At 71.0% G+C, this 23,621-nt stretch carries 22 protein-coding genes; 12 read left to right on the top strand and 10 right to left on the bottom strand.

The genetic code is table 11. The features are described from left to right. The first annotated feature begins 103 nt into the window (after window positions 1-103). Together AC1DIW_RS08725 and AC1DIW_RS08720 are read left to right on the top strand one after the other, a co-directional pair. Window positions 104-712, top strand: coding sequence for an ATP-dependent Clp protease proteolytic subunit (locus tag AC1DIW_RS08725; protein WP_442277541.1), 609 nt, complete (start codon window positions 104-106; stop codon window positions 710-712). Further along, window positions 709-1,320: a ClpP family protease gene (locus AC1DIW_RS08720; protein WP_478107454.1), complete on the top strand. Its 612-nt coding sequence runs from the start codon at window positions 709-711 to the stop codon at window positions 1,318-1,320. Before AC1DIW_RS08725 ends, AC1DIW_RS08720 begins: the two co-directional genes overlap by 4 nt. Before the next feature lie 19 nt (window positions 1,321-1,339). On the opposite strand, the gene AC1DIW_RS08715 is transcribed toward AC1DIW_RS08720, so the two are convergent. Beyond that, window positions 1,340-1,747: a helix-turn-helix domain-containing protein gene (locus AC1DIW_RS08715; RefSeq protein ID WP_478107452.1), complete on the bottom strand. Its 408-nt coding sequence runs from the start codon at window positions 1,745-1,747 to the stop codon at window positions 1,340-1,342. Between the two features lie 240 nt (window positions 1,748-1,987). Between AC1DIW_RS08715 and AC1DIW_RS08710 the strand changes: the two genes are divergently transcribed. After that, window positions 1,988-3,028, top strand: coding sequence for an ATP-binding cassette domain-containing protein (locus AC1DIW_RS08710; protein ID WP_478107450.1), 1,041 nt, complete (start codon window positions 1,988-1,990; stop codon window positions 3,026-3,028). Continuing rightward, on the top strand, window positions 3,025-3,900 hold the full coding sequence (locus tag AC1DIW_RS08705) for an ABC transporter permease (protein WP_478107449.1): 876 nt from the start codon (window positions 3,025-3,027) through the stop codon (window positions 3,898-3,900). The genes AC1DIW_RS08710 and AC1DIW_RS08705 overlap by 4 nt, the downstream gene beginning before the upstream one ends. Here the strand turns inward: AC1DIW_RS08705 and AC1DIW_RS08700 are convergent. After that, window positions 3,804-4,187 (bottom strand): cupin domain-containing protein, encoded by a 384-nt coding sequence (locus AC1DIW_RS08700; RefSeq protein WP_478107447.1) that lies wholly within the window; start codon window positions 4,185-4,187, stop codon window positions 3,804-3,806. The two genes, AC1DIW_RS08705 and AC1DIW_RS08700, sit on opposite strands and share 97 nt — an antisense overlap. 169 nt (window positions 4,188-4,356) lie before the next feature. Beyond that, window positions 4,357-5,388, bottom strand: a complete 1,032-nt coding sequence (locus tag AC1DIW_RS08695; RefSeq protein ID WP_442277535.1) for a LacI family DNA-binding transcriptional regulator — start codon at window positions 5,386-5,388, stop codon at window positions 4,357-4,359. 239 nt (window positions 5,389-5,627) lie between these two features. On the opposite strand from AC1DIW_RS08695, the gene AC1DIW_RS08690 reads away from it, so the two are divergent. Next, window positions 5,628-10,745 carry a GH92 family glycosyl hydrolase gene (locus AC1DIW_RS08690; protein ID WP_478107445.1) on the top strand — a complete coding sequence of 1,706 codons (5,118 nt, stop codon included), beginning with the start codon at window positions 5,628-5,630 and terminating at the stop codon, window positions 10,743-10,745. Between the two features lie 14 nt (window positions 10,746-10,759). On the opposite strand, the gene AC1DIW_RS08685 is transcribed toward AC1DIW_RS08690, so the two are convergent. Together AC1DIW_RS08685 and AC1DIW_RS08680 are read right to left on the bottom strand one after the other, a co-directional pair. Then, window positions 10,760-11,161, bottom strand: a complete 402-nt coding sequence (locus AC1DIW_RS08685) for a DUF3224 domain-containing protein (RefSeq protein ID WP_478107443.1) — start codon at window positions 11,159-11,161, stop codon at window positions 10,760-10,762. A gap of 52 nt (window positions 11,162-11,213) precedes the next feature. Continuing rightward, complete coding sequence (locus AC1DIW_RS08680) at window positions 11,214-11,549, bottom strand: DUF6855 family protein (protein ID WP_478107441.1); 336 nt, start codon at window positions 11,547-11,549, stop codon at window positions 11,214-11,216. Between the two features lie 194 nt (window positions 11,550-11,743). On the opposite strand from AC1DIW_RS08680, the gene AC1DIW_RS08675 reads away from it, so the two are divergent. Then, a complete protein-coding gene (locus AC1DIW_RS08675; RefSeq protein WP_478107439.1) occupies window positions 11,744-12,574 on the top strand; it encodes a DUF4118 domain-containing protein in 831 nt (276 codons plus the stop codon). Between the two features lie 75 nt (window positions 12,575-12,649). On the opposite strand, the gene AC1DIW_RS08670 is transcribed toward AC1DIW_RS08675, so the two are convergent. Next, the gene (locus tag AC1DIW_RS08670) at window positions 12,650-13,447 is read right to left on the bottom strand and encodes a deoxyribonuclease IV (protein ID WP_478107437.1); all 798 of its coding nucleotides are present in this window, start codon (window positions 13,445-13,447) and stop codon (window positions 12,650-12,652) included. A 73-nt stretch (window positions 13,448-13,520) separates the two neighbouring features. On the opposite strand from AC1DIW_RS08670, the gene AC1DIW_RS08665 reads away from it, so the two are divergent. Continuing rightward, on the top strand, window positions 13,521-14,057 hold the full coding sequence (locus tag AC1DIW_RS08665) for a DUF4395 domain-containing protein (protein WP_478107435.1): 537 nt from the start codon (window positions 13,521-13,523) through the stop codon (window positions 14,055-14,057). 4 nt (window positions 14,058-14,061) lie between these two features. On the opposite strand, the gene AC1DIW_RS08660 is transcribed toward AC1DIW_RS08665, so the two are convergent. Continuing rightward, window positions 14,062-15,048 carry an LLM class F420-dependent oxidoreductase gene (locus AC1DIW_RS08660; protein ID WP_478107434.1) on the bottom strand — a complete coding sequence of 329 codons (987 nt, stop codon included), beginning with the start codon at window positions 15,046-15,048 and terminating at the stop codon, window positions 14,062-14,064. A 224-nt stretch (window positions 15,049-15,272) separates the two neighbouring features. Between AC1DIW_RS08660 and AC1DIW_RS08655 the strand changes: the two genes are divergently transcribed. The 4 genes from AC1DIW_RS08655 to AC1DIW_RS08640 all read left to right on the top strand — a co-directional run bounded on the left by AC1DIW_RS08655 (window position 15,273) and on the right by AC1DIW_RS08640 (window position 19,109). Further along, the gene (locus tag AC1DIW_RS08655) at window positions 15,273-15,833 is read left to right on the top strand and encodes a type 1 glutamine amidotransferase domain-containing protein (RefSeq protein WP_442277527.1); all 561 of its coding nucleotides are present in this window, start codon (window positions 15,273-15,275) and stop codon (window positions 15,831-15,833) included. A 108-nt stretch (window positions 15,834-15,941) separates the two neighbouring features. After that, window positions 15,942-17,267, top strand: a complete 1,326-nt coding sequence (locus AC1DIW_RS08650; RefSeq protein ID WP_478107432.1) for a M20/M25/M40 family metallo-hydrolase — start codon at window positions 15,942-15,944, stop codon at window positions 17,265-17,267. Between the two features lie 17 nt (window positions 17,268-17,284). Beyond that, window positions 17,285-18,718, top strand: coding sequence for an MFS transporter (locus tag AC1DIW_RS08645; protein WP_478107430.1), 1,434 nt, complete (start codon window positions 17,285-17,287; stop codon window positions 18,716-18,718). A gap of 40 nt (window positions 18,719-18,758) precedes the next feature. Further along, window positions 18,759-19,109 (top strand): TfoX/Sxy family protein, encoded by a 351-nt coding sequence (locus tag AC1DIW_RS08640; RefSeq protein WP_442277524.1) that lies wholly within the window; start codon window positions 18,759-18,761, stop codon window positions 19,107-19,109. Here the strand turns inward: AC1DIW_RS08640 and AC1DIW_RS08635 are convergent. The 3 genes from AC1DIW_RS08635 to AC1DIW_RS08625 all read right to left on the bottom strand — a co-directional run bounded on the left by AC1DIW_RS08635 (window position 19,106) and on the right by AC1DIW_RS08625 (window position 22,671). Next, window positions 19,106-20,527, bottom strand: a complete 1,422-nt coding sequence (locus AC1DIW_RS08635; RefSeq protein WP_478107428.1) for a DUF2786 domain-containing protein — start codon at window positions 20,525-20,527, stop codon at window positions 19,106-19,108. The two genes, AC1DIW_RS08640 and AC1DIW_RS08635, sit on opposite strands and share 4 nt — an antisense overlap. A 150-nt stretch (window positions 20,528-20,677) precedes the next feature. Next, a complete protein-coding gene (locus AC1DIW_RS08630) occupies window positions 20,678-21,118 on the bottom strand; it encodes a DUF1348 family protein (RefSeq protein ID WP_478107426.1) in 441 nt (146 codons plus the stop codon). 89 nt (window positions 21,119-21,207) lie between these two features. Further along, window positions 21,208-22,671, bottom strand: a complete 1,464-nt coding sequence (locus AC1DIW_RS08625; protein ID WP_478107424.1) for an HNH endonuclease signature motif containing protein — start codon at window positions 22,669-22,671, stop codon at window positions 21,208-21,210. 181 nt (window positions 22,672-22,852) lie between these two features. Here AC1DIW_RS08625 and AC1DIW_RS08620 point away from each other — a divergent pair, with 181 nt between their 5' ends. Beyond that, a complete protein-coding gene (locus AC1DIW_RS08620) occupies window positions 22,853-23,563 on the top strand; it encodes an alpha/beta hydrolase (protein ID WP_478107422.1) in 711 nt (236 codons plus the stop codon). The last annotated feature ends 58 nt before the right edge of the window (window positions 23,564-23,621 follow it).

Genomic DNA, 23,621 nt, shown 5'->3' with positions numbered 1-23,621 from the left:
CCACCAACCGGCCCGGCGGGCACCACGTCTCATCTGCTCTCGGCGGATCTGCCCGTGGCAGAGCAGGATTCCCGTCCGTACCGTGCACGCCCATGATGGCTGGATGACCGACTCACCCATGCCAGCGGCGCTCGACGACCAGCTGTCGATGCAGCTGCTCCACCAACGGATCATCGTCCTCGGGGCGGAGGTCGACGACCCGATCGCGAACCGGATCACGGCCCAGCTGCTCCTGCTCTCGGCGCGCGACCCGCGCTCCGACATCAGTCTCTACGTCAACAGCCCCGGAGGCTCTGTCACCGCCGGTCTCGCCATCTACGACACGATGCGCGTCATCCCCAACGACGTCTCCACTCTCGCAGTGGGATTCGCGGCCTCCATGGGACAGTTCCTCCTCGGCGCCGGGACCCCCGGCAAGCGCTTCGCCCTGCCCAACGCGCGGATCATGATGCACCAGCCGTCCGCCGGCATCCAGGGCACCGCCGCCGACGTCGAGGTCCAGGCCGCGAACCTCAAGGCGGTCAAGCGCCGGGTCAACGAGCTGCAGGCGCAGCACACGGGCCAGACCGTCGAGCAGATCACCCACGACAGCGAGCGCGACCGCTGGTTCAGTGCGGAGGAGGCCGCGGCATACGGCATCGTCGACCACGTCGTCAGCGCGCTGACCGACGTCCGCCCGGTCGGTGTCGAGCGGAAGGTGGGACTGCGGTGAGCAGCTACACGATCCCCTACGTCGTCGAGCGCACCCCGGCCGGGGAGCGCAGCTTCGACATCTACAGTCGGCTGCTCCAGGAGCGGATCATCTTCGTGGGCACGGAGATCGACGACGGGGTCGCCAACGTCGTCATGGCCCAGCTGCTCCACCTCGCCGATGTCGCACCGGACCGGGAGGTGTCGCTCTACGTCAACAGCCCCGGGGGCTCGTTCACGGCGCTCATGGCCGTCTACGACACGATGCAGTTCGTGCCGGCGCCCGTCGCGACGTACTGCCTCGGCCAAGCGGCGTCCGCCGCGGCCGTGCTCCTCGCGGCAGGGGAGCCCGGCAGGCGCTTCGCGCTGCGACACTCCCGGGTGCTGCTCCACCAGCCGTCCGCGGGTGGGCAGGGGACGGTCAGCGACCTCGCCCTGCAGGCCGACGAGCTGCTGCGAGTGCGCACGCAGGTCGAGGAGGTGCTGAGCCTGCACACCGGGCGTTCGGTCGCGCAGCTGCGCCTCGACACCGACCGCGACAAGGTGCTCACGGCCGCGGAGGCCGTGGAGTTCGGCGTCGTCGACCACGTCGTCGAGCGCGCGACGGAGGTCCGCCTCGACGGGGATTGACCGGGGGCTCCGTCGATCGTCACGCCGCGAGGAGCACCGATCGTGTGGTGTCGGCGAGGGTGCCGGTCGGCGCCGGCGCCTCCGCAGGGGACGCGATGCTCGACCCGGCGCGGGACGTCAGGTCCAGGACACGTCCTCCGTTCGGGACGTCGCCGACGAGGTCGCGCAGCTCGCGGTGGGCCGCGCCCACGAGGCCGGTGATGCTCGACCCGAGCGCCACGCACACCGCCTCGAGCACCTCGGACGAGGGCTCCTTGAGGCCGCGCTCGACCTCGGAGAGGTAGGCGACCGAGATGCCGGCGCGGGCGGCGACCTCGGCGAGCGTGCGGCCCTGGCGGGTGCGCAGGCCGCGCAGGAGCCGGCCGTAGACCTCGCGCAGCAGCGGGGTGCGGACGCCGGGGTGCGGGCGCGGGGCGATCTGGGTCATGGCCGTCTCCGATCTGGGTGCGTTCGTCCAGCGTCGCACGGGAGCGTCCGGATGGTGCCCGGTGAGACTCGGAAGGGCGTACGCCGTGGGCGAACTCACGGAGCGGCGTGCCGAGGGTGGGTGCTGGAGGAGAAAGATGTTGACGGCGTTCACTTCGTCATCGAGGCTGTCGGTGATGACGCCTACCGTGGTCAACGCGGCAGCTCACACCTCACGCACGACTCTCTGGGGAGCCCTCACATGACCATCACCTCCGATGCGCGCGCCGCGCGCGAACGGTCCTCGGGCCCGGCCATCGAGGCCGAGCACCTCGTCAAATGCTTCGGCGACATGACGGCCGTCGACGACGTCAGCTTCTCCGTGCCGCAGGGCACGGTTCTCGGTCTGCTCGGCCCCAACGGCGCCGGCAAGACCACCACCGTCCGCATGATGACGACCCTGAGCCAACCCACCAGCGGCTCCGCCCGCGTCGCCGGCCACGACGTCGTCCGTGAGCCCGAGCTGGTCCGCCGCAGCATGGGCCTGACGGGCCAGGCCGCGACCGTCGACGAGCTGCTCACGGGCCGGGAGAACCTCCGGCTCATGGGCTCGCTCTACGGCCTGCCCAAGGGAGAGGTGCGCCGGCTGACCGGCGACCTGCTCGAGCGCTTCTCGCTCACCGACGCCGGCAACAGGGTCGTCAAGGACTACAGCGGCGGCATGCGTCGCCGGCTCGACCTCGCGGTCAGCCTCATCGCGACGCCGCCCGTGCTGTTCCTCGACGAGCCGACCACGGGCCTCGACCCGCGCAGCCGCGTCGAGCTCTGGGACGTGCTGCGCGACCTCGTCCGCGACGGCACCACGCTGCTGCTCACGACGCAGTACCTCGAGGAGGCCGACCAGCTCGCCGACCGGATCGTCGTCATCGACCACGGCCGGATCATCGCCGAGGGCACGCCGCTCGAGCTCAAGGACCAGTCGGGTCAGGCCGCCATCGTCCTCACGGTCTCGCACGCCGACCAGGTCGAGGCCGCCCGCGCCCTGCTCGCCGCCCATGTCGAGGGGGTCCACGTCGACGTCCCGGCGCGACGCCTCACCGCCCCCGCCGAGGGCCTGCACGACATGACCAGGGTCGCCGCGGTCTTCGAGCGCAGCGACATCGTCCTCGACGACCTCGGCCTCCAGCGTCCGAGCCTCGACGACGTGTTCCTCAGCCTCACCGGACACCGCACCGAGCCGGACGCTCCCGGCTCCGGCGAGTCCCCCGACACCAGCTCCACCTCCGCCAAGGAGTCCCGATGACCGACCGGACCGTCGCCACCACCACCTCCACCACCGGCGTGGCCCCCACGAGCGCGCGGACGGCGCCGCACGACTACGAGCCACCCGGCCGCGCGCGGCAGATCGCGATGATGGTGTGGCGCAACCTCAAGCACATCAAGCGCCAGCCCGAGATGCTCACGGACGTCACGATCCAACCGGTGATGTTCGTGCTCCTCTTCGCCTTCGTCTTCGGAGGTTCGATCGTCATCCCTGGCTTCAACTACCGGGAGTGGCTGATGCCGGGGATCATGGCCCAGACCATGGCCTTCTCCGCATTCATCGTGGCGATCGGCCTCAACATGGATCTCGGCAAGGGCATCATCGACCGGTTCCGCTCACTCCCGATCTCGCGGGGCTCGGTGCTCGTCGGGCGCAGCATCTACAGCATCATCCACTCGAGCATCGGCATCTTCGTCATGTCGCTGACGGGCGTGGCGATCGGTTGGCGGATCCACAACGGCGTCGGAAAGGCGCTGCTCGCCTTCGCGCTGCTGCTGCTCTTCGGTTTCGCCATGATCTGGGTGGGCATACTGGTCGGCTCGTCGATGCGCTCGCCCGAGGCGGTCAACGGGTTGATGTTCACGACGATCTTCCCGATCACGTTCCTGGCCAACACCTTTGCACCGACGGTGGGCATGGCCGGCTGGTTGCGCACCATCGCCGAGTGGAACCCGATCAGCTCACTCGTCCAGTCCATGCGTGAGCTGTGGGGCAACGGTCCGGCAGCCCTGCCCGACGCCGCTCTGCCCCTTCACTATCCCGTCCTCACGACGGTGATCTGGTCGGTCGCGATCACCGCCGTCGTCGCCCCCCTGGCGGTGCGGGCCTTCATCCGCCGCACGACTGACTGAGGACCACGGTCGACGCTCTCGAGGGCGCGGGGGACGGTGAGCCCGAGGAACGCGTGCGCCTCCTCGAGACCGAACCGGCGGTGCTCGAGCATGACCGACAGGTCGGTCGGCTCCTGCAGCTCGAGGACGAACACACCCTCGCCGATGGCATGGGGCTGGCCGCCGGGCATGAGCACGGTGCCACCGGCAGACACCTCGATGCGGTGGAGAGCGGCCAGGAGGCGCTCGTCCTGGGCCTCGACGAGCTCGGCCAGCTGCTTAGTCGGGAGCTCCTCGCGGAAGCCCACCCAGACGCAGGCGCCGGGCTCGGCGTCGAGGACGATCCACGCCTCCGTCTTGCCGTGGTCGCAACCGAGGTGCGCTGCCCAGCGGGCTCGGCAGGCGGGTCGGGTCTGACACGGTCGTCTCGGACACGGGCAGGTGTTCCTCGGGTCGGTGGGGGACGCCTTCGGCGACTCAGCGCTGTGATGTCGCACGTCGCACGCCGGAGGCGCGCACGATCAGCCGGGTCGGCATGACGACGGTCTGGGCCGGCGACTCGTCGCCGAGCAGGCGTGCGAAGAGCTGCTGGGCGGCCTTCTGCCCCATGGCAGCGGGGTCCTGGTGCACGACGGTGACCGGAGGGTCGATGAGGCCTGCGAGCTCGAAGTCGTCGAAGCCCACGAGCGACAGCGGCAGGCGCAGCTCCCGCAGGGCCAGCAGGGCGGCGATGGTGATGCGGTTGTTGCCCGTGACGACCGCGGTGACCGGCTCGCGGCCCCGCGACCACTGCGTCAGGGTCTCCTGCACCGAGGCGGCCGTGTGGGGACCCATGGAGACCCGCGGACTGCTGGGCAGACCGAGGCCCTCGTGGGTCGCGACGAATGCGTCGCGGCGCTGCCGCGCCGTCCAGAAGGCGGGGTCGTCCCCGTAGAAGGCGATGTTGCGGTGGCCGTGCGCCACGAGGTGCTCGACGGCGCTGCGGATGCCGCCGGGGTTGTCGCTGAGGATGGTGTCCCGGGGGGTGCCGCGGACCGGACGGTCCATGTAGACGATCGGGGTGTGGCTCGCCTCGAGGACGGCATCCGAGGACGCGCTCTCATCTGCGGGGACGACGATGATGCCGTCGACCCGGCGGTCCACCAGTGCCTCGATGACGGCGCGCTCGCGGGAGGGGGACCCCTCGGCGGAGGCGGTGATGAGCTGGTGCTGCCGGATGCGCGCCTCGCGTTCGACGGCCGCACCCATCTGCGAGTAGAAGGGGTTGGCGAGGTCCTCGACGACGAGGGCGATGGTGAACGTCCGGCCCTGGCGCATGAGGCGGGCGCCGTCGTGGCGACGGAAGCCGAGCCGCTCGATGACGGCGCGGACCCGCTCGGCCGTGTCGGGACGCACGCCGGGCTCGTGGTTGACCACGCGCGAGACGGTCTTGACGGAGACGTGGGCCTCGGCGGCGACGTCGGCCATGGTCGGGCGGGTGGCTGTCCGATGGTCAGACAACGCTGTCATGCCCGCAGTCTGACCAGAGGACGGCAGGGATCGCAACGTCAGCGTGCCGGCGCCGGCCCGAAACACGAAGTTCTGTCCGATTCGATGTCCGGACCGGACAGGATCGTTTTGAGCGGTTGACGCCCTTTGTCCGGTAGGGGAAGTCTCGCAGGGTCGGAACGCGGCTCGGCGTCGCTGGTGCCGACTCAGACTCAGCACGGCTCAAGACGAGCGGCTCAACGACGAGCACGGAGGAACCCATGTCCAAGAGAACCGGGATCCACAGGGGCGTCATCGCCCTGGCAGTCCTGGCCACGGCGACGGTAGGGGCGATCGCCGGTCCCGCCCAGGCGGATGCGCTCGGCGGCACTGCCGGGGCGCCGCGGTCGGCACCCGCCGCCGCTGCCGGTGCGGGTGACTTCTCGACCTCGTTCGAGACCGGTCAACCGCAGCCCGAGCTCTCCACCGTCGAGGTGGGCGCCCATGGACCGCGACAGCAGAACGTCTCCGGCACCGCGAGCGCGGACGGGAGCCTCCTCGGGTCGGTCGTCGGGGTCACGGCGAGCGCAGAGAACGCGCCCGGTGAGGTCGCCTCGAACCTCGCCGACGCCAACCCGGACAGCAAGTGGCTCGCCTTCGCCTCGGCCGGCTGGGTGCGCTACCAGCTCGGCACGCCGGCGAAGGCGCTGCGCTACTCGTTGACCTCGGCCAACGACTCGCCCGAGCGCGACCCCAAGGACTTCACCCTCCAGGGCTCGAGCGACGGCACGACGTGGACCGACCTCGACCGCCGGACCGGCATCGACTTCTCGGGCCGCTTCGCCAAGCGCACCTTCGATGTCACGACGCCGGCGACGTATGCGTACTACCGGCTCGACGTGACCGCGGTCCACTCCGGCGGCATCGTCCAGCTCGCCGACTGGGACCTCTCCGACGGCAGCACCGGATCCGGCCCGGCCACACCGATGAAGACCGTCGTCGGCTCCGGCCCGATCTCCGGCTTCAACATCAAGCCGCTCGTCGGCTGGACCGGCGTCAAGGCGCTGCGCTACTCCGGCGGCCACACCGCCGACGGCCGTGGTTACGCGTGGAACCGGTTGTTCGACGTCGACCTACCGGTCACCGCGCAGACCCGGCTCAGCTACAAGATCTTCCCCGACATGATCGCCGGCGACCTCGAGTACCCGTCGACGTATGCCGCCCTCGACGTCCGCTTCACGGACGGCACCTACCTGTCCGACCTCGGCGCCGACGACCAGCACGGAGTCGCCGCGAGCCCGAGCGGCCAGGGCAAGGGCAAGATCCTCTACGCCAACCAGTGGAACGCCGTCTCCCTCGACGTCGGCAAGGTCGCCGCCGGCAAGACGATCGACCGGGTTCTCGTCGGCTACGACAACACCGGCGGGGCGACGAAGGACACCCGCTTCGGCGGCTGGATCGATGATGTCTCGGTGCAGGCGAAGCCGGCGGTCATCGACGGCGCCGACCTGACGAACTACGTGGACGTGCGACGCGGCACCAACGCATCGAGCAGCTTCTCGCGCGGCAACAACCTGCCGATCAGCGCGCTGCCCAACGGTTTCACCTTCTTCACCCCGGTCACCAACGCCACCTCCCAGTCGTGGGAGTACTACTACCAGTCGGCCAACAATGCGGCGAACCTCCCTGTGCTGCAAGGTCTTGCGGTCTCGCACGAGCCGAGCCCGTGGATGGGTGACCGCAACCAGATGTCGGTCATGCCGTCCGTGGCGACCGGCACGCCGACGGGCAGCGCCTCAGGTCGCGGCCTCGCCTTCGACCACGCGACCGAGGTGGCTCACCCCGACTACTACAAGGTCGCTCTAGCCGGTGGCCTCACCGCCGAGACGGCCCCGGCCGACCACGGCGGTGTCTACCGGTTCACCTTTCCGGCCTCGGCCGTCAAGGGACACCTCGTCGTCGACACCATCGACGACAACGGCACCTTCGCCGTCGACGCGGCCTCGGGCACGATGACCGGTTGGGTCGACAACGGCAGCGGCCTGTCCGCCGGCCGCAGCCGGATGTTCGTCTACGGCACGTTCGACCGGCCCGCCACGGCAGTCGGCACCGCTCCGAACGGTCACACGGGCACCCGCTACGCGACCTTCGACACGACCACCGACAAGCAGGTCACGCTCAAGCTCTCGACGTCGTTCATCTCGCTCGACCAGGCGAAGAAGAACCACGCACTCGAGCTCGCGTCCCGCGACTTCGACGCCGTGCGTGCCGCGGCCAAGGAGGCCTGGAACGCCCGCCTCGGCGTCGTCAGCGTCAAGGGCGCCAACGACTCCGAGCGCACGACGCTCTACTCCAACCTCTACCGCCTCAACCTCTACCCCAACAGCCAGTTCGAAAACACCGGCACGGCTGCTGCTCCGCGCTACCAGTACGCGAGCCCCGTTGCGGCCAAGTCGGGTTCGGCCACCGCGACGACGACGAACGCCGCCGTCAAGGACGGCAAGATCTACGTCAACAACGGCTTCTGGGACACCTACCGCACCGTGTGGCCGGCCTACAGCCTGCTCTACCCGGAGGTGGCGGCCGAGATCGCCGACGGCTTCGTGCAGCAGTACCGCGACGGCGGCTGGGTCGCTCGATGGAGCTCGCCGGGCTACGCCGACCTCATGACCGGCACGAGCTCGGACGTCGCTTTCGCCGACGCGTACGCGAAGGGCGTCAAGCTGCCCGACCCGCTCGCGGCATACGACGCGGCCGTGAAGAACGCGACGGTGCTCCCGACGTCGAGTGCGGTGGGTCGCAAGGGACTCGACACCTCCACCTTCCTCGGCTACACGAGCACCAACACCGGTGAGAGCGTGTCGTGGGGACTGGAGGGGCTCGTCAACGACTTCGGCATCGGGACCATGGCGGCCAAGCTCGCCAAGGACCCGGCCACTCCGGAGGCGCGCCGTGCCCAGCTGACCGAGGAGTCGAAGTACTTCCTCGAGCGGGCGACGCACTACGGCAACCTCTTCAACCCGAAGGTCGGCTTCTTCCAGGGCCGCGCCGCCGACGGCACGTTCCCGTCGAGCTTCGACCCGGAGGCCTGGGGCGGGGACTACACGGAGACGAACGCCTGGAACTTCGCCTTCCACGCCCCGTTCGACGGCAACGGCCTGGCCAACCTCTACGGCGGCCGTGACGCGCTCGCGAAGAAGCTCGACACGTTCTTCGCGACGCCGGAGACGGCGACCAAGCCCGGCGGCTACGGCGGCGTCATCCACGAGATGCTCGAGGCCCGCGACGTCCGGATGGGCATGCTCGGCCAGAGCAACCAGGTGAGCCACCACATCGCGTACATGTACGACTGGACCGGCCAGCAGTGGAAGACGGCCGAGAAGGTCCGCGAGATCATGCGCCGGCTCTACGTCGGTGGCGAGATCGGCCAGGGCTACCCGGGCGACGAGGACAACGGCGAGATGTCGGCGTGGTACGTCCTGTCCTCGCTCGGCATCTACCCGCTCCAGGTCGGCTCGGCCAACTGGGCCATCGGCTCGCCGAAGTTCGAGCAGGTCCGGGTCAAGCGCACGCAGGGTGACCTCGTCGTCAACGCGCCTGGCAACTCCGAGACGAACATCTACGTCCAGGGCGTCACGGTCAACGGCGCCAAGCACAAGAGCGTCTCGATCAGCCAGGACGAGATCGCGGGCCCGACCACGGTCGACTTCGCGATGGGTGCCAAGCCCTCGGACTTCGGGTCCCGCGCCCAGGACGCTCCGCCGTCGCTGACGCAGGGCACCGAGGCGCCGAACCCGCTCAAGGACGCGACCGGCCCCGGCCGCGGCACCGCGACGGCGACCGACCTCGCGTCGGGCGACGACGCCAAGGCGCTCTTCGACAACACCTCGCGCACGTCGGTGGCCTTCACGTCGGCCACGCCGTCGGTGACCTTCGCCCTGTCGGGCGTCGGCCAGCGGGCCACCTGGTACACCGTCACCTCGGGACCGAAGGCCGGCGACCCGTCGGCATGGCGCCTCGAGGGCAGCAAGGACGACGGCAAGACGTGGCAGACGCTCGACACGAGGACGGCCCAGACCTTCCCGTGGCGGGTGCAGACGCGTCCGTTCGAGATCGCACACACGGGCACGTTCACGACCTACCGCCTCGTGGTCACGGCCACGGCCGGTGGCGCGGCGCCCAACCTGTCCGAGCTCGAGCTGCTCACCGACGGTTCCAAGGCCCAGCACACCGGCCTGAAGGTCTCGGCGGCCGAGCCCTTCGAGGTCGCGGAGGACACGGCGTGGTCGGGCACCGTCGCCACCTTCTCGGGTGGCGTCGCCAAGGGGACGGACGCCTCCTCCGCCACGGCGACCATCGCCTGGGGTGACGGGAGCACCTCGGCCGGCACGATCGAGGCCGGTGACCTCGGCTCGTCCACCGTCCGTGGGAGCCACACGTATGCCGATCCCGGGCCGTACCAGCCGAAGGTCTCCGTGATCCTCGGCAAGGAGACCGCCTCCACGCTCGGCAGCGCCACCGTGCACCAGGCGTCCACGCCGGCGTATGCCGCAGGCTTCGACTCCGTGTGCTTCGGCAACGTCGGTGACTCGGTGCCCTGCGACGGCGACCGGGCGGGCCTGTCCCGTGAGGCGCTCGTCGCTGCAGGCGGCGTCCCGGGCAAGCTGCTGAGCGTCCCCGGGACCGACCTGCGCTTCTCGATGCCGGGCGTCCCGGTCGGCACCAAGGACAACGCCACCGGTGCGGGGCAGACCCTCCCGGTGACCCTGGCCCCGGGGGCGACGAAGCTGTCGCTCATCGGCACGGCGACGCAGAAGAACCAGGACACCACCGCCACCGTCAACTTCACCGACGGCTCGAGCACGAGCTACAAGGTGCAGTACGGCGACTGGTGTGGCTCGCCCCAGTTCGGGAACGTCATCGCCATCCAGATGGCCTACCGCCTCAACGGGACGGGCACCGACGGCTGCCAGGTGAAGCTCTTCGCCACGGCGCCGCTGACGGTCCCGGCCGGCAAGACGGTCGACTCCGTGACGCTGCCGACGCAGGCCGGTGACCCGAAGACGACGGGACGGATCCACGTCTTCGCGGTCGCTGACAACGGCTCGGCCCTCGAGGTCGCGGCCGGCGCCGACTCCACGGCCAAGGCCGGCGCCGACACCGACGTCACGCTGGGCACGGCGAAGGGCGGCGTCCCGGCGTCGACCGGCTACACGGCCCGCGTCCAGTGGGGCGACGGCACCGTGACGGAGGACGCGGCCGTGACGACCGCGTCGGACGGCACGGCCACCGTCGAGGGCGGCCACGCCTGGGCCACCGCCGGCACCTACACGGTGCGAGTGCTCGTGTCCGACTCCCGGTCCGACGTGCTCGCCTCGCTGAAGGTCACCGTCGGCTAGTCGAGACACCCGTGTCAGCCGAGGTTGTGGTCGAAGTCCATCCGGTGGGTGCCGTCCACGTCGATGTGCAGGCGCACGGTCCCCTCGATGCCGGTCAGCTCGTCGGTGCCGCTGCCCGGCACGATGAGGCCGTACTCGTTGGCGCGGTCAGTGCCGCTGGTCGAGGCTGCGTGCACGAAGTTGAACGCGCCGCGTCGCCCGGCGACCGTGCCTTCGAAGGACTCCATCGCGACGTACGTGCCCACCCCCGAGGTCTGGTCGAAGGCGGACGTGAACTGGGTGACGCTGCGCCCCGCGACGTCGCCGGCATACGTCTTGCGCATGCGCAGGTGCCCGGTGGGCAGCGCCGTCGTCACGTCGGGGACGTAGTCGGTGACGTCGAAGTCGGACGTCGTGAAGGTCGAGGTGCTCAGCATGTGGCCGACGCTAGCGACCCGAATGTCCCTGCGATAGAACGTTCCCGACGCGTCAGCGGGCGCGCATGCGGTTGTTGCGCGGTTGGTGCTCGAGCTCGGCGAGGCCCAGCTCCTCGAGCAACGGCGGCAGGTACATCCCGGCGCGGCCGCGGTAGCCCTTGCGCAGGCCGTACCACCCGCCGAGCGGGTTGGACTCGGACCGCGCCCATGCCTCCACGGTGCCTTCCTTCGCCGGCTTCTGCTCGTCGGCCGCGCCGAGCGGCACCCAGTCGCCCTGCTCGCGCAGCCAGGCATGGAGGTCGTCGACGACCCTGGCGTCGTACGTCAGCCGCGTCGACCCGACCTGGCAGACGAGCTGCGCCGGCGTGGCGCCGTCGTCGCGGTACATGGTGTAGTCCGACGTGCCCGGTGGCGTGCGCAGTACCCACGGGTCATCGACCCTCCCCGTCCCGGTCACAGGCGTCCTCCCTCGTCGGCGTCGTCCCCACCTTTGTACTCCCGCTTCGTCAGGACGGCGTCAAGATCGCATCAGGATGTCCCGAAGGGCTGACGTCCCCACGTCGACGGGTGTTGCGTGGAGTCATGACCAACGACTGGCTGGCTGACCACCGCACGCTGATGCGGTGGGGCGCCGTGCTCCTGCCGATCGTCGTGGGCGCGGTCCTCGGGCTCCTCCGCGACACGATGGACCCGAGCACTGCGGCGATGGTGCTCGTGCTGCCGGTCGTCGCTGCCGCCGCCACGGGCGACCGCATCGCAGGGGTCCTCGCGGCCCTCGCTGCCGCCGGCAGCTTCGACTTCTTCCTCACCGAGCCGTTCTACTCGCTCTCGATCCACCGCCAGGCCGACCTGGAGCTCGCCGTCGCCCTCGTGGTCGTGGGGCTCGCCGTGACGGAGATCGCGCTCTGGGGTCGGCGGCAGCAGGCGGCTGCCCAGCGCCGGGAGGGCTACATCTCGGGCCTCACGCACCTGCTCGACCTCCCTGCCGACACGACGGAGGAGGCCCGGGCCGCTGCCATCGCCACCGCGATCACGACGGTTCTCGGTGCCGACCGGTGCACGTGGGCACCCGACCACCCCCGGTGGAACGACGCCGTCGTCGACGCAGACGGTCGGGTCACGACAGGCGGCCGGCAGATCCGGGTGGAGCGGGTGGGCCTGCCCACCGACGGCTACGCGGCCGTCGTCGTCCGGCGGGGCACCGAGGTCATCGGCCACTTCCGGGTGACGGCCTCGACGCACGTCGTGCGGCCGACCGCCGAGCAGCTGCGCGTCGCGGCGCTCCTCGCCGACCGGATGGCCGACGCACGAGCGCCGCGCCCCGCCACCGAGGAGGAGGTGGGGGGACGTGGCGCTCGCGAGGGGGTGCGCGGGACCGGCATCGTCGACGACCCCAACGCAACCCATGAGTAACCTACGGGCCCCGGAGGGCGCGGCGGGTCCAGGGTTGGTCAAGAATTCCTGACCGGAGGTCGGCAGCCGACGGGCTCAGTCGACCTGCGACCGCAGCCACGCGATGTCGGCCGTCTGGCCCACGAGGCCGCCGGGTGTCTCACAGACGACGGGCGCTCCCGCCGCGCGGATGACCTCGGCCAGCGCCTCTCCGGCGATGAGGCCGGAGCCGAAGTTCGTGTGCCGGTCGGCGCCGGAGTCGAACTCGTCACGGGAGTCGTTGGCGTGCACGAGGTCGATGCGCCCGGTGATGGCCCGCACCTCGTCGACGACCGTGCCGAGGTCGTTGCCGCCGGCGTGGGCGTGGCACGTGTCGAGACAGAAGCCGACGTTGTCGCTGCCGGACGCCTGGCCGATGGCGTCCCACAGCCGAGCGATCGCCTCGAGCCGACGCGCCATGGCGTTGTCGCCGCCCGCGGTGTTCTCGATGAGCAGCGGCACCGGCAGGTCGAGGCCGTCGATGCACTTGCGCCAGTTGTCGAAGCCCTTCGCCGCGTCCTCGTCGACCCCGAGGTGGCCCCCGTGGACGATGACGCCCTTGGCGCCGATCTCACCGGCCGCCGTCAGGTGCTGCTGGAGCAGCTTGCGGCCGGGGATGCGGATGCGGTTGTTGAGGCTCGCCACGTTGATCGGGTAGGGCGCGTGGACGTAGAGGTCGACACCCGCCGCCTCGGCGTCGGCCTTGAGCGCCTCGGCGCCACCGGCATACCGGACGACCGGGCCCTTGTAGCTCTGGGGGTCGCCGAGGAAGATCTGCGAGAGCGACGCTCCGCGCGCCGTCGCCTCGGCGATCGGGTCCTCCTGGTCGACGTGCGCACCGATGTGTAGGGCCATGGCGTCAGCGTATGCCGGGTCCGGATGATGAACGACTTGCATAAGCATGCCTTATGCAGTCAATAATGCTGGGATGAGTTCCTCGCGCTTCCCTGCCGTGGTCGACGACGTGACCGTCCGGCTCATCGCCGCCGTCGTCCTCGTCATCGGCGTCGTCGCCCTGGTCTCGTCGGCCTGGTGGCTCTATGCCGTCCTCGCCGTCGACTTCACGTTGCGGGCCGCGCTCGGACCCTCGGCCAGCCCGATCGCCCGGTTCGTGCAGCGGTGGATCCGACCCGTCGTCTCCGCGGACAAGCGGCCGACGGCCGGCCCGCCCAAGCGGTTCGCGGCGACCATCGGCGCCGTCATGACGGTCGCCGCGACCGCCCTCTGGGCCTTCGCCCTCCTGACCGGGGCGTCCGGTGCGATCGTCGGCGTCGTCGCCATCGGCGTGGTCATGGTGATCTTCCCGGCACTCGAGTCCGTCTTCGGGATCTGCGTCGGCTGCGTCCTCTTCTCCGGCCTGATCCGACTCGGCCTCGTCCCCGAGGAGGTCTGCCTCGAGTGCGCCGACATCACCAAGCGCCGCGAGCGTCTCTCCCTCGAGCGCCCGGACCGGCAGGCGGCCTGACCCGTCAGCCGGCGGCGGCACGCAGCTTCTGCAGGAGCGGCTCGGCGGCCTCGTCGAGGAAGCGCTCCTGGGCGTCCCCACCGACCTGCACGAGGGCGATGTCGGTGAAGCCGGCCTCCCAGTAGGCGCTCACCGCCTCGACGATCCGGTCCAGGTCCGGTCCGCACGGGATCGACTCGGCCACGTCCTCCGGGCGCACGAACTGCGTCGCCCCGGCGAAGCCCGCCGGCGTCGGCAGGTCGGCATTGACGGCCCAGCCGCCGCCGAACCAGCGGAACTGCTCGTGGGCGCGGGCGACGGCGGTCTCCTCGTCGGGGTCCCAGCAGATCGGGATCTGACCGATGGCGCGAGCCCCGGCGCCGATGCGCTCGGCGCCCTCGGTCCGGTTCCAGGTGTCGACGAGCTCGGCCTCCGGCTGGACGGCGATCATGTGGTCGGCCAGCGGGGCGAGCCGCTCGATCGACATGTCCCCGCTCACCGCGACAGCCACGGGCACGAGGATGTCGGGCAGGTCCCAGACCCGGGCGGAGTCGACGTCGAAGTAGTCGCCGTGGTGCGTGACGAGCTCGCCGGAGTGCAGCTTGCGGATGATCTCGATGGCCTCGACGAGCATGTCCTGCCGCGTCACGACGCCCGGCCAGCCCTCGCCGACGACGTGCTCGTTGAGGCTCTCGCCGCTGCCGAGCCCGAGGGTGAAGCGGCCGTCGGCGAGCAGCTGCATCGTCGCGGCCTTCTGGGCGATGACGGCCGGGTGGTAGCGCATCGTCGGGCACGTCACGTAGGTCATGAGCTCGACCCGCTCGGTGACCTGCGCGACGGCGCCCAGCACCGACCACGCATACGGGGCATGGCCCTGCTCGGTCAGCCACGGCGAGTAGTGGTCGCTCGAGACCTCGAAGTCGAAGCCCGCCTGCTCGGCGCGCAGGGCCCACCGGACGAGGTCCTTGGGGCCGCTCTGCTCGGTCATCAGGGTGTATCCGAAGTTCGTCACGAACGGCTCGTACCCATTCCCGGCTCTCGAGTGTCCAAGGTCTGTCCACAGTTGTGGACAGGGTGTGGACGGACCTCGTCGAGGTCGTCGGAATGAGCGGCGTCCGGTGAGCCACAGGTGACAAGGGCACGCGGTGCGGGTAGGAGCCGAAGGTGGCGCCGGACGCCACCTGAGACACCGAAGCACACCGAGCGCCCCGTCCGGGGCGAGCAGAGGAGGGCCACGTGGCCAAGCGAGTCGCATTTCTCGTCGCGAGCGAGGGCATCGAGCAGGTCGAGCTGACGGAGCCCTGGAAGGCCGTCACCGACGCCGGGCACGAGGCTGTCGTCGTCAGCCCCGAGGCCGGGGAGGTCCAGATGTTCAACCACCTCGACAAGGGCGACACCAAGCCGGTCGACATGACCGTGGCCGACGCCAAGGTCGAGGACTTCGACGCCCTGGTGCTGCCCGGCGGCGTGGCGAACCCGGACAGCCTGCGGATGCAGGCCGACGCCGTGGCGCTCGTGCGCGACTTCGTCGCGTCCGGTCGCCCGGTCGCCGCGATCTGTCACGCACCCTGGACGCTCATCGAGGCCGATGTCGTCAAGGGCCGTCGCCTCGCGTCGTGGCCGAGCCTGCAGACCGACATCCGCAACGCCGGCGGTGAGTGGGTCGACGAGTCGCTCGTCGTCGACGGCAACCTCATCACGAGCCGCAATCCCGACGACCTGCCCGACTTCTGCGGAGCCGTCGTCGAGGCGCTGGAGCACGGCTCGGCGGCTGCCACGGCGGCGCCGTCCGCCTGATCCAGAGGCCTCGGGCTGACCCCGCTCCACCCGTGACGCGCTCGCGGGTGGAGCGGGCGCCGGTCGCGTCCATGGTCCTGGCGGGCAGGGTGGCATACGCTCCGGCTCATGAAGGGGCACGACGCTGCCGTCGACGCGCTGAGGGCGCTGATCCGCATCCCGACCGTCTCCGACTGGGACCCGGCGCTCGAGGACCGGTCGGCCTTCGAGGCGCTCCTCGCCGAGCTGCGTGAGCGCTTCCCGCGTCTGCACGCGGCCTGCGAGGTGCAGCGCATCGGTGGGGACGCGCTGCTCGTGCGCTGGCCGGGTCGTACGCGTGAGGCGCCGGTCGTGCTCATGGGGCACCTCGACGTCGTGCCCGTCGGCGAGGCGTCCGCCTGGACGCACCCACCCTTCGCGGGCGACCTTGCCGACGGGCACGTCTGGGGCCGTGGGGCGCTCGACTGCAAGGGCTCGCTCGTGGCGACGTGCCAGGCCGTCGAGGACCTCATCGAGGACGGCGTCACGCCCGGACGGGACGTGTGGCTGTCGTTCGGCTGCAACGAGGAGGTGTCGGGCCGGGCCGCCCAGGATGCCGTGGCGGTCCTGCGAGAGCGAGGGGTCGAGCCGTGGTTCGTCCTCGACGAGGGCGGCGCCATCGTGCAGGGGGCCCTGCCCGGTGTCGACGCGCCGATGGCCGTCGTCGGGGTGTCCGAGAAGGGGACCGTCGACGTCGAGCTCATCGCTCGCGGCGACGGCGGTCACGCCTCCGCGCCGCGCCGGATGGGCCCGACGAGCCGGCTCGCACGCGCGATCCTGCGCCTGGAGAGGAAGCCGTTCCCGAGCCACCTGCCCGACGCCACCCTCGACATGCTCGAGCGCGCCGGCTCCCACGCGCGTATGCCGTATGCCGTGGCGTTCCGTCACGCGCGACGCCTGCGCCCCGTCCTCTCCCGGGTCCTGCCGCAGCTCGGCCACGAGACCGCCGCCATGGCACGGACGACCGTCGCCGTCACCCAGCTCTCGGGCTCGCCGGGGGCGAACGTCATCGCCGCGACGGCACGCGCCCACGTCAACATGCGCGTCATGGTCGGAGAGACCGTGGACGGCGCGGTCGCGCGAATCAGAAGCACCATCAATGACCCTCACGTCGAGGTGGTGATGGTCAGCGGAAACGAACCGAGTCCGGTGTCGCCGACGGACGACGCGGCATACGCCCTCCTCGAGTCGACGCTGAGGGACGTCTTCCCGGGCACGGTCGCGGTGCCGTACGTCATGCTCGCGGCGACCGACTCGCGCCACTTCCACCGCGTGTGGCCGCGGGTCTACCGATTCACCCCGTTCCGGATGACCGCCGCGCAGCGTGCCTCGATCCACGGGGTCGATGAGCGCATCGGCATCGACGACCTCCGCGACGGCGTCGCGTGGTACCGCCGTCTCATCGAACAGCTCTGAGCGAGAACAGGACCCGCATGTCAGACAGCACGGCGGTCACGGATGCCGCCCGGGCCGTTGCCCGCAGCCCGATCGCCAGGGTCGTCGGCTTCCTCATCTGCGTCGAGCTCGCGAGCGGGGTGCTGCAGGGCTACTACACCCCGATCTTCACCGACATCGCACGGCACCTGTCGATCAAGGATGCCGACGTCAACTGGTTCGAGGCCGCACAGCTCATCGTGTCGGCACTCGTGGTGCCGCTGCTCGCTCGACTCGGCGACCTCATCGGCCACCGACGCGTGCTCCTGCTGTCGACCGTCGTCACGGCGCTCGCCTCGTGGGTGGTCGCGTTCGCGCCGAGCTTCGGCGTGTTCCTCGTCGCCTGGGCCGTCCAGGGCTTCTACGTCGTGTGGCTGCCGATGGAGGTGGCGATCATCCACCGCCGCACCGGGGGAGCGGAGAGTCGCGTGCGCGGCGCGGCCGGACTGCTGGTCGCGGGTCTCGAGCTCGGTGTCATCGCCGGAGCCCTGACGAGTGGCGCACTGGCCGAGTCCCTCGGCATGACAGCGCTGCTCGCGCTCCCGGCCGTCGTCGTGACGCTGGCCCTCGTCGCGATCTGGTACGGCGTCGAGGAGTCGCCCGTGCTGGCCCACGGATCGGTCGACTGGCGCGGTTTCTGGCTCGTGACCCTCGCTCTCGCCCTCGTGATGGGTGGACTCGTCCTCCTGCGGGTCGTCGGCCCGGGCAGTGTGTGGCCGTGGGTGCTCCTCGTTGGCGGGGGTGCGGCGTTCGTGCCGTTCGCGCGAGTCGAGCTGGCTCACCCGGAACCGCTCGTCGACCTGCGCGTCCTGGGCGCGCGCGGTCAGTGGCCCGTGCAGCTGACGGCCTTCCTCTTCGGTGTCTCGGTCCTGGGCGCGCAGATCCCGCTGTCGACCTTCGCCCGCACCGACCCGGCCGTCACGGGCTACGGTCTCGGCGCCTCGGCGGGCAAGGTCTCGATCATCATCGGTGGCTACGTGCTGTCGCTCGCGGTGGGCGCGCTCCTGCTCCACCTCCTGGCGCACCGCACCGGCACGCGCGTGGCGATGGTCGTGGCGGCGGTGCTCGTCGCGGTGGGCTACCTGCTCTTCCTGCCGTTCCACGACACTCTCGCGCAGACCATGACGAACATGGTCGTCGCCGGTCTGGGCTCGGGCGCGCTGGTGGCCGGTCTGCCGACGGCCGCGGCCGCCCAGGCACCACCGACGCACACCGGCCTGACGACGGGCCTGACCAACACCACCAAGACGATCGGCGGAGCGTTCGCCTCGAGCGTCTTCGCGATCGCTCTCGCATCCTCCGGAACCGTCGACGCCGAGGCGACGGCTCACGCGTCCCTGTCCGGCTACCTCGTCGTCTGGGCGATCTGCGGCGTCACGGCGCTCGTCGCTGCGGTCTTCCTGGCGGTGGTCCGCGACACCGGACGGCACTGAACCGACCCCGTGGGGTGGCGCGTGGTGGTGTCATGGGGCCATGCAGATGCCCAAGCACTCCGATGAGGCCAAGGCCCACTTCCGGTCCCTCGTGAAGGACGCTCCGGGGGTCGAGGTCAAGCCCATGTTCGGCAGCCTGGGCGCCTTCGTCAACGGCAACATGTTCGCCGGCCTCTTCGGTCCGAACGTCGGGGTCAAGCTCGACGAGGCCGGGCTCGAGGAGCTGCGGGCGCTGCCGGGCAGTGGGCCCTTCGGGCCGGAGGGGCGACCGATGGGTGGCTACCTGTCACTGCCCGCGGAGCTCGACGACGAGACGCAGTCCGCGTGGCTCGACCGTGCTCGCGACCACGTCGCGACCTTGCCGCCCAAGGTGAAGAAGCCGAAACGCTAGCTCCCCTCCAAGCCGCGCGCTGCGCCGAGCTCGGCCCGGTCCGCCGCCGACCGACCGGAGTGCCAGCCCTCGGCGTCGCGCGCCGCACTGATCCTGGCCTGGCGCACCTCGGGGAACCAGGAGCCCAGGGTCTCGTCGACCCGTTCCGCCCGGGCGGCCAGGAGTGGCACGAGCTCGCGTCCACCGGTGTGAGCGGCCACCGCGGCCTCTTCCTCATGCGCTGTGGCCTCGTGCAGCCGCTCACCGATGCGGTCCGCGAAGGCGGAGAGGAAGGACTGCCGGAAGGACCGGGTGCGGCTGCCACCGTGGAGGGTGCTGCGTGAACCCGCGGCGGCGAGCGTGCGGGTCGCCTGCACGAGCAGTGAGGTGAAGAGCAGCTCGACCGCGTCGAGGTCGGGCTCGAAGCCGACGACGGTGCCGAAGCCCAGCTCACGTGACCAGACCATGCGGCACCGGTTGGCCGAGGCCACGGCCTGCAGCAGCACGGCCTTGGGGCCCTCGTAAGGGTTGTCGATGCCGATGCGTCTGCCCTGAGGGCCGTTCCGGTCGGGGCGGTCTGCGTCCCGGTCGAGCAGTGCCGCGTCGATGCTGTGGCGTGCCATGAGCGACTGCGCGCCGGCAGTGAAGGTGGCAGCTTCGGCCTCGAACGTCGTCGACTCCGCCTTGGCGAGGAGCATGCGGACGCGGCTGAGGATGCGCTCATCGGCAGCCGGCGAGGCGGCGTCGCGGGGCTCCTGCTGGCCCGGCGCCGCCTCACCGGGCAGGGCCTCACCCGGAAGGGAGGTCAGGCGCTCGAGGGCGGGCACGCGGGCGAGGAGGTGCAGCAGGCTGACGATCTGTGACACGAGAGTGAACCAGTCGGTGCCACCTGCTCGCCGGGCGTCGATCCACGTGCTGGACCGCGGCGCGGGCGGCCGGTCGTCCAGCTCGCGCAGCTGGGCAAACCACCGGCGGTCGACCGTTGCGGCTGCGTACTGCGCCAGCTCGTGGCTCATGACGTCGACGACGACCTGCTGATCCGGGGCGCCGAGCCGTCGGCCGACGAGTCGGTGGAGGTCGGCAGGCTGCCAGCCGAGCTGCCAGGCGTGCGTGGTCGCCGTCGTCAGCGAGTCGACCAGAGCCATCACGACCGTCCGCTGAGTGGTCGGCGCGGAGCACAGGGCGGCCACCGAGGCCGCCACGACGTCGAGGCCGTGCTCGTCCGCCCGGTCGAGCGCGTCGGACGCCTCGCCGAGCAGCTCGAAGAGCACGCCGCGCACCTCGGCGGCAGACGGCTCCGCGTCGGTCGTGCTGGTGCCGGACGCCGACCTGCCGAAGGCAGGACCGCGGGACGCGGCCGGACCGAATGCGGACCCGGCCCACGGGTCACCAGAGCTGCGTCGCGCCCCCTGCCGCTGCCTGCGACGTGCCTTGCCCATGCATCCTCCTCGGTTCGTGGCCCCATGCTGTCACTCGGTCGACGTGTCACCGTGACCGCGGCGGGACCCGGTGGATGGGCCCCCGCCGTTCCTGGGGGGTGTGGACAACGTCCGTGGAACGCACGGGGATGGGCAACTCAGAAGCGATGGTCAGAAGACGGGCAGCTCGCCCTCGCCGGGAGTGATGCGCAGCTCGGACTCGTCGATGGGCGCGTCGTTGATGCTCGCCTCGCGGCGGCGCATGTAGCCGAGGTCGTCGAACTCCCACTGCTCGTTGCCGTAGGACCGCCACCACTGCCCGTCGGCGTCACGCGACTCGTACTGGAAACGGACGGCGATGCGGTTGCCGGAGAAGGCCCACAGGTTCTTCCGCAGGCGGTAGTCGAGCTCACGCTCCCACTTGCGGGTCAGGAACTCGACCACGGCCGCCCGGCCGAGGACGTGCTCGCCGCGGTTGCGCCACGAGGTGTCCTCCGTGTACGCCCCCGAGACGCGCTCCGGGTCGCGGGTGTTCCACGCGTCCTCGGCCGCCTGCACCTTCTGGCGTGCCGTCTCCTCGGTGAAGGGCGGGAGGGGAGGTCGTGGATCCATCGTCGGCTCCTCGTGGCGCAGCAGCAGTCGGCTCAGACTATCGACTGGGCAGGAGGTTCACGGCCACGACTTCGCGCGCCTGGACCGAATCAGAACGGAGGCGCCTCATCGGTCAGGGGAGGGTTCGGCGTCGCATCGCGGTCCGGCGGGGCGATTCCCTCCCGCCAGTCCTTGGGATAGGTGACGTAGGTGCGGCCGGTGAGGGTGGTCCACTCGAGCCCGCCCTCGGCAACGGGCGCTGAGGTCCACACGTTGTCGGTCTTGAGATTGTGATGCGGCCGATGCTTCGAGTAGAGGTTGTCGACCGACGTCTCACCGCTCGGCCACGGTGTCTCGTGGTCGAGGTCGCAGCGGGTCGCGACCACCTCGCAGCCCGGCCCGCGACACCGGCCGTCGACCGACTGCACGTGCTCGACCATCGCCGCGGTCGGGCGGTAAGAGCGCGTGGGCCGGGACAGGGCCTCGCCGGTGCGCAGGTCGACGGGGAGGCTGCGCCAGGCCGACCCGGGGCGCGTCATGATCTCGCGGGCGTGGCCGGCCGTGACCCAACCGTGGCCGGGCAGCTCGCAGGCGGCGTCGGACGACCCCGTCGCGACCTCGAAGGGCACGATGAGCCAGACCATGCCGGCCGGCTGACCTCTCACGGGGTCGCCCGGGACGGGCCGGTCCGGAGAGTCCGTGGTGGCTGGCCCGCCGGCATGCGATGCAGCAGCTGGTGCGGTGCTCGACGTGGTGTTGGTGCCGGTCCCGGTCACCGGCTGCGGCGCCTCGAGGTGGCTCCGGAGCAGCGCTTCGGTGGCGAGGTCGCAGCGCAGCTGGTCGAGAGTACGGGGATCGCCCGCACCTCGTGCCGCGCGGGCCTCCCCGTCGAGCCGGTCCATGACCGCAGCGATCGCATCGGCGTCGGCGACGAGGGTGAGGCAGCCCATGCCGTCACCGGTGAGGCGGCCGAACACGCCCCGCCGCGACCGCGCGTGGGCCCGTCGCTCGTCCGACCCGCGGCCGTCGACGGAGGCGATCGCACGCCGCAGCCGGGTCACGAACGTCCGCTGTGGCAGGGCCCGTCCGTCCCGGCAGGGCGCGAGCACGGCCTCCTCGACGGCCGCGACGTCGGCGTCGGACAGAGCCGTCGTCTCGGACGCGACCTGCAGGGCGCGGTGCAGTGTCGTCGCGCCGGACCGGAGCGCGGCGAGGATCGTCCGGTGCCGTCGCAGCGACGTGGCGAGCGACAGTCGCCGGGCCACCTCGCCCATGCCGACCCCCGTGGCCAGGGCGATCTCCTCGGTCACGACCCGGTCGGCAGACACGTGCAGGGACCCGGGCGTCAGCGCCAGCGTCTGGACCTGCTGGGACTCGATCGTGTGCAGCGCGCCGTAGGCCGCGAGCAGTCGGGCCTCGACCCGCGCCTTCTCCGCCTCCAGTGCCTCGATGGTGCGCAACGCCCGCTCACCGATCGCCGTGAGACTGCCCTGCACGTCCGCCATGGCAGCGCTCCGGACCTGGTCGTCCTCGACCCCGAGCAGGCCCGCGCGGGAGGATGCGACGTACGGCACGAGACCCCTCCTCTCGATCGGCGACTACCGCAAGTAGAACACCTGTTCGACTCGACGTCAATGCTGCTGATCGCTCTGTGGACAGCGAATGTGGTTCGGGCACAAACGCATCCGTCGCAAGCTCTGGATCGCGAGGCGGTGGCGGTGGCCCGTGCAGAGGTCCCATGCATAGGGTCATGGCATGGCGCGAACGAGGCTCATCGTGAACGGCACGCCCGTCGGCGACGTGGACCTGACCGTCGTCACGCCCGTCGGCACCCGGCGGCCGGACCCGCTGCCGCTGCTCGTGGCCCTCGACGGCCCGGAGTACTCACGGCGGGCCAGCCTGTCGTCGACCCTGCGGGCGGCGGCCGACGCCGGACGCATCCCGCCCACCCGCGTCGCCCTGCTCGAGCCGGGTCCACGCAACGAACGGTATGCCGCCAACCCCGACCACGCCGAAGCGCTGACCCAGCACGTGCTCCCGGTGCTGCAGACGGCATACGCCACCGCGGGACGGCCCACCGTCATGGGCGCGAGCCTCGGCGGCTTGGCCGCGCTGCAGGCCGAGTGGCGCCACCCGGGCACGTTCGGGGGACTCTTCCTCCAGTCCGGGTCGTTCTTCCGCAAGCGCGTCGACGACGAGGAGGACTTCGAGTTCTGGGACCGTGTCACCACGTTCGTCACCCACGTACGACGGGCGCGTCGTCGTCGCACCGACGCGCGCATCGTCATGACGTGCGGGGCCGACGAGGGCAATCTGAGGAACAACCGGCAGATGGCGCAGACGCTCGCGGCGAGTGGTCACGACGTGACGTTCGCGGAGGTGCCGGGGAGGCACGACTGGCGCTCGTGGAAGGCCGCCTTCCATCCCCACCTGCCCGACCTGCTCGCCCGAGCACACCACGACTGACCAGCGACAGATGTCGCCGTTCCTGCAAGGATCGCAGTCGATGACCCGCCCCCGACGG

This window comes from Terrabacter sp. 01T434, assembly GCF_056398545.1.
The sequence above is the reverse complement of the archived record's forward strand: the minus strand, read 5'-3'. Positions and strand labels throughout refer to the sequence as shown.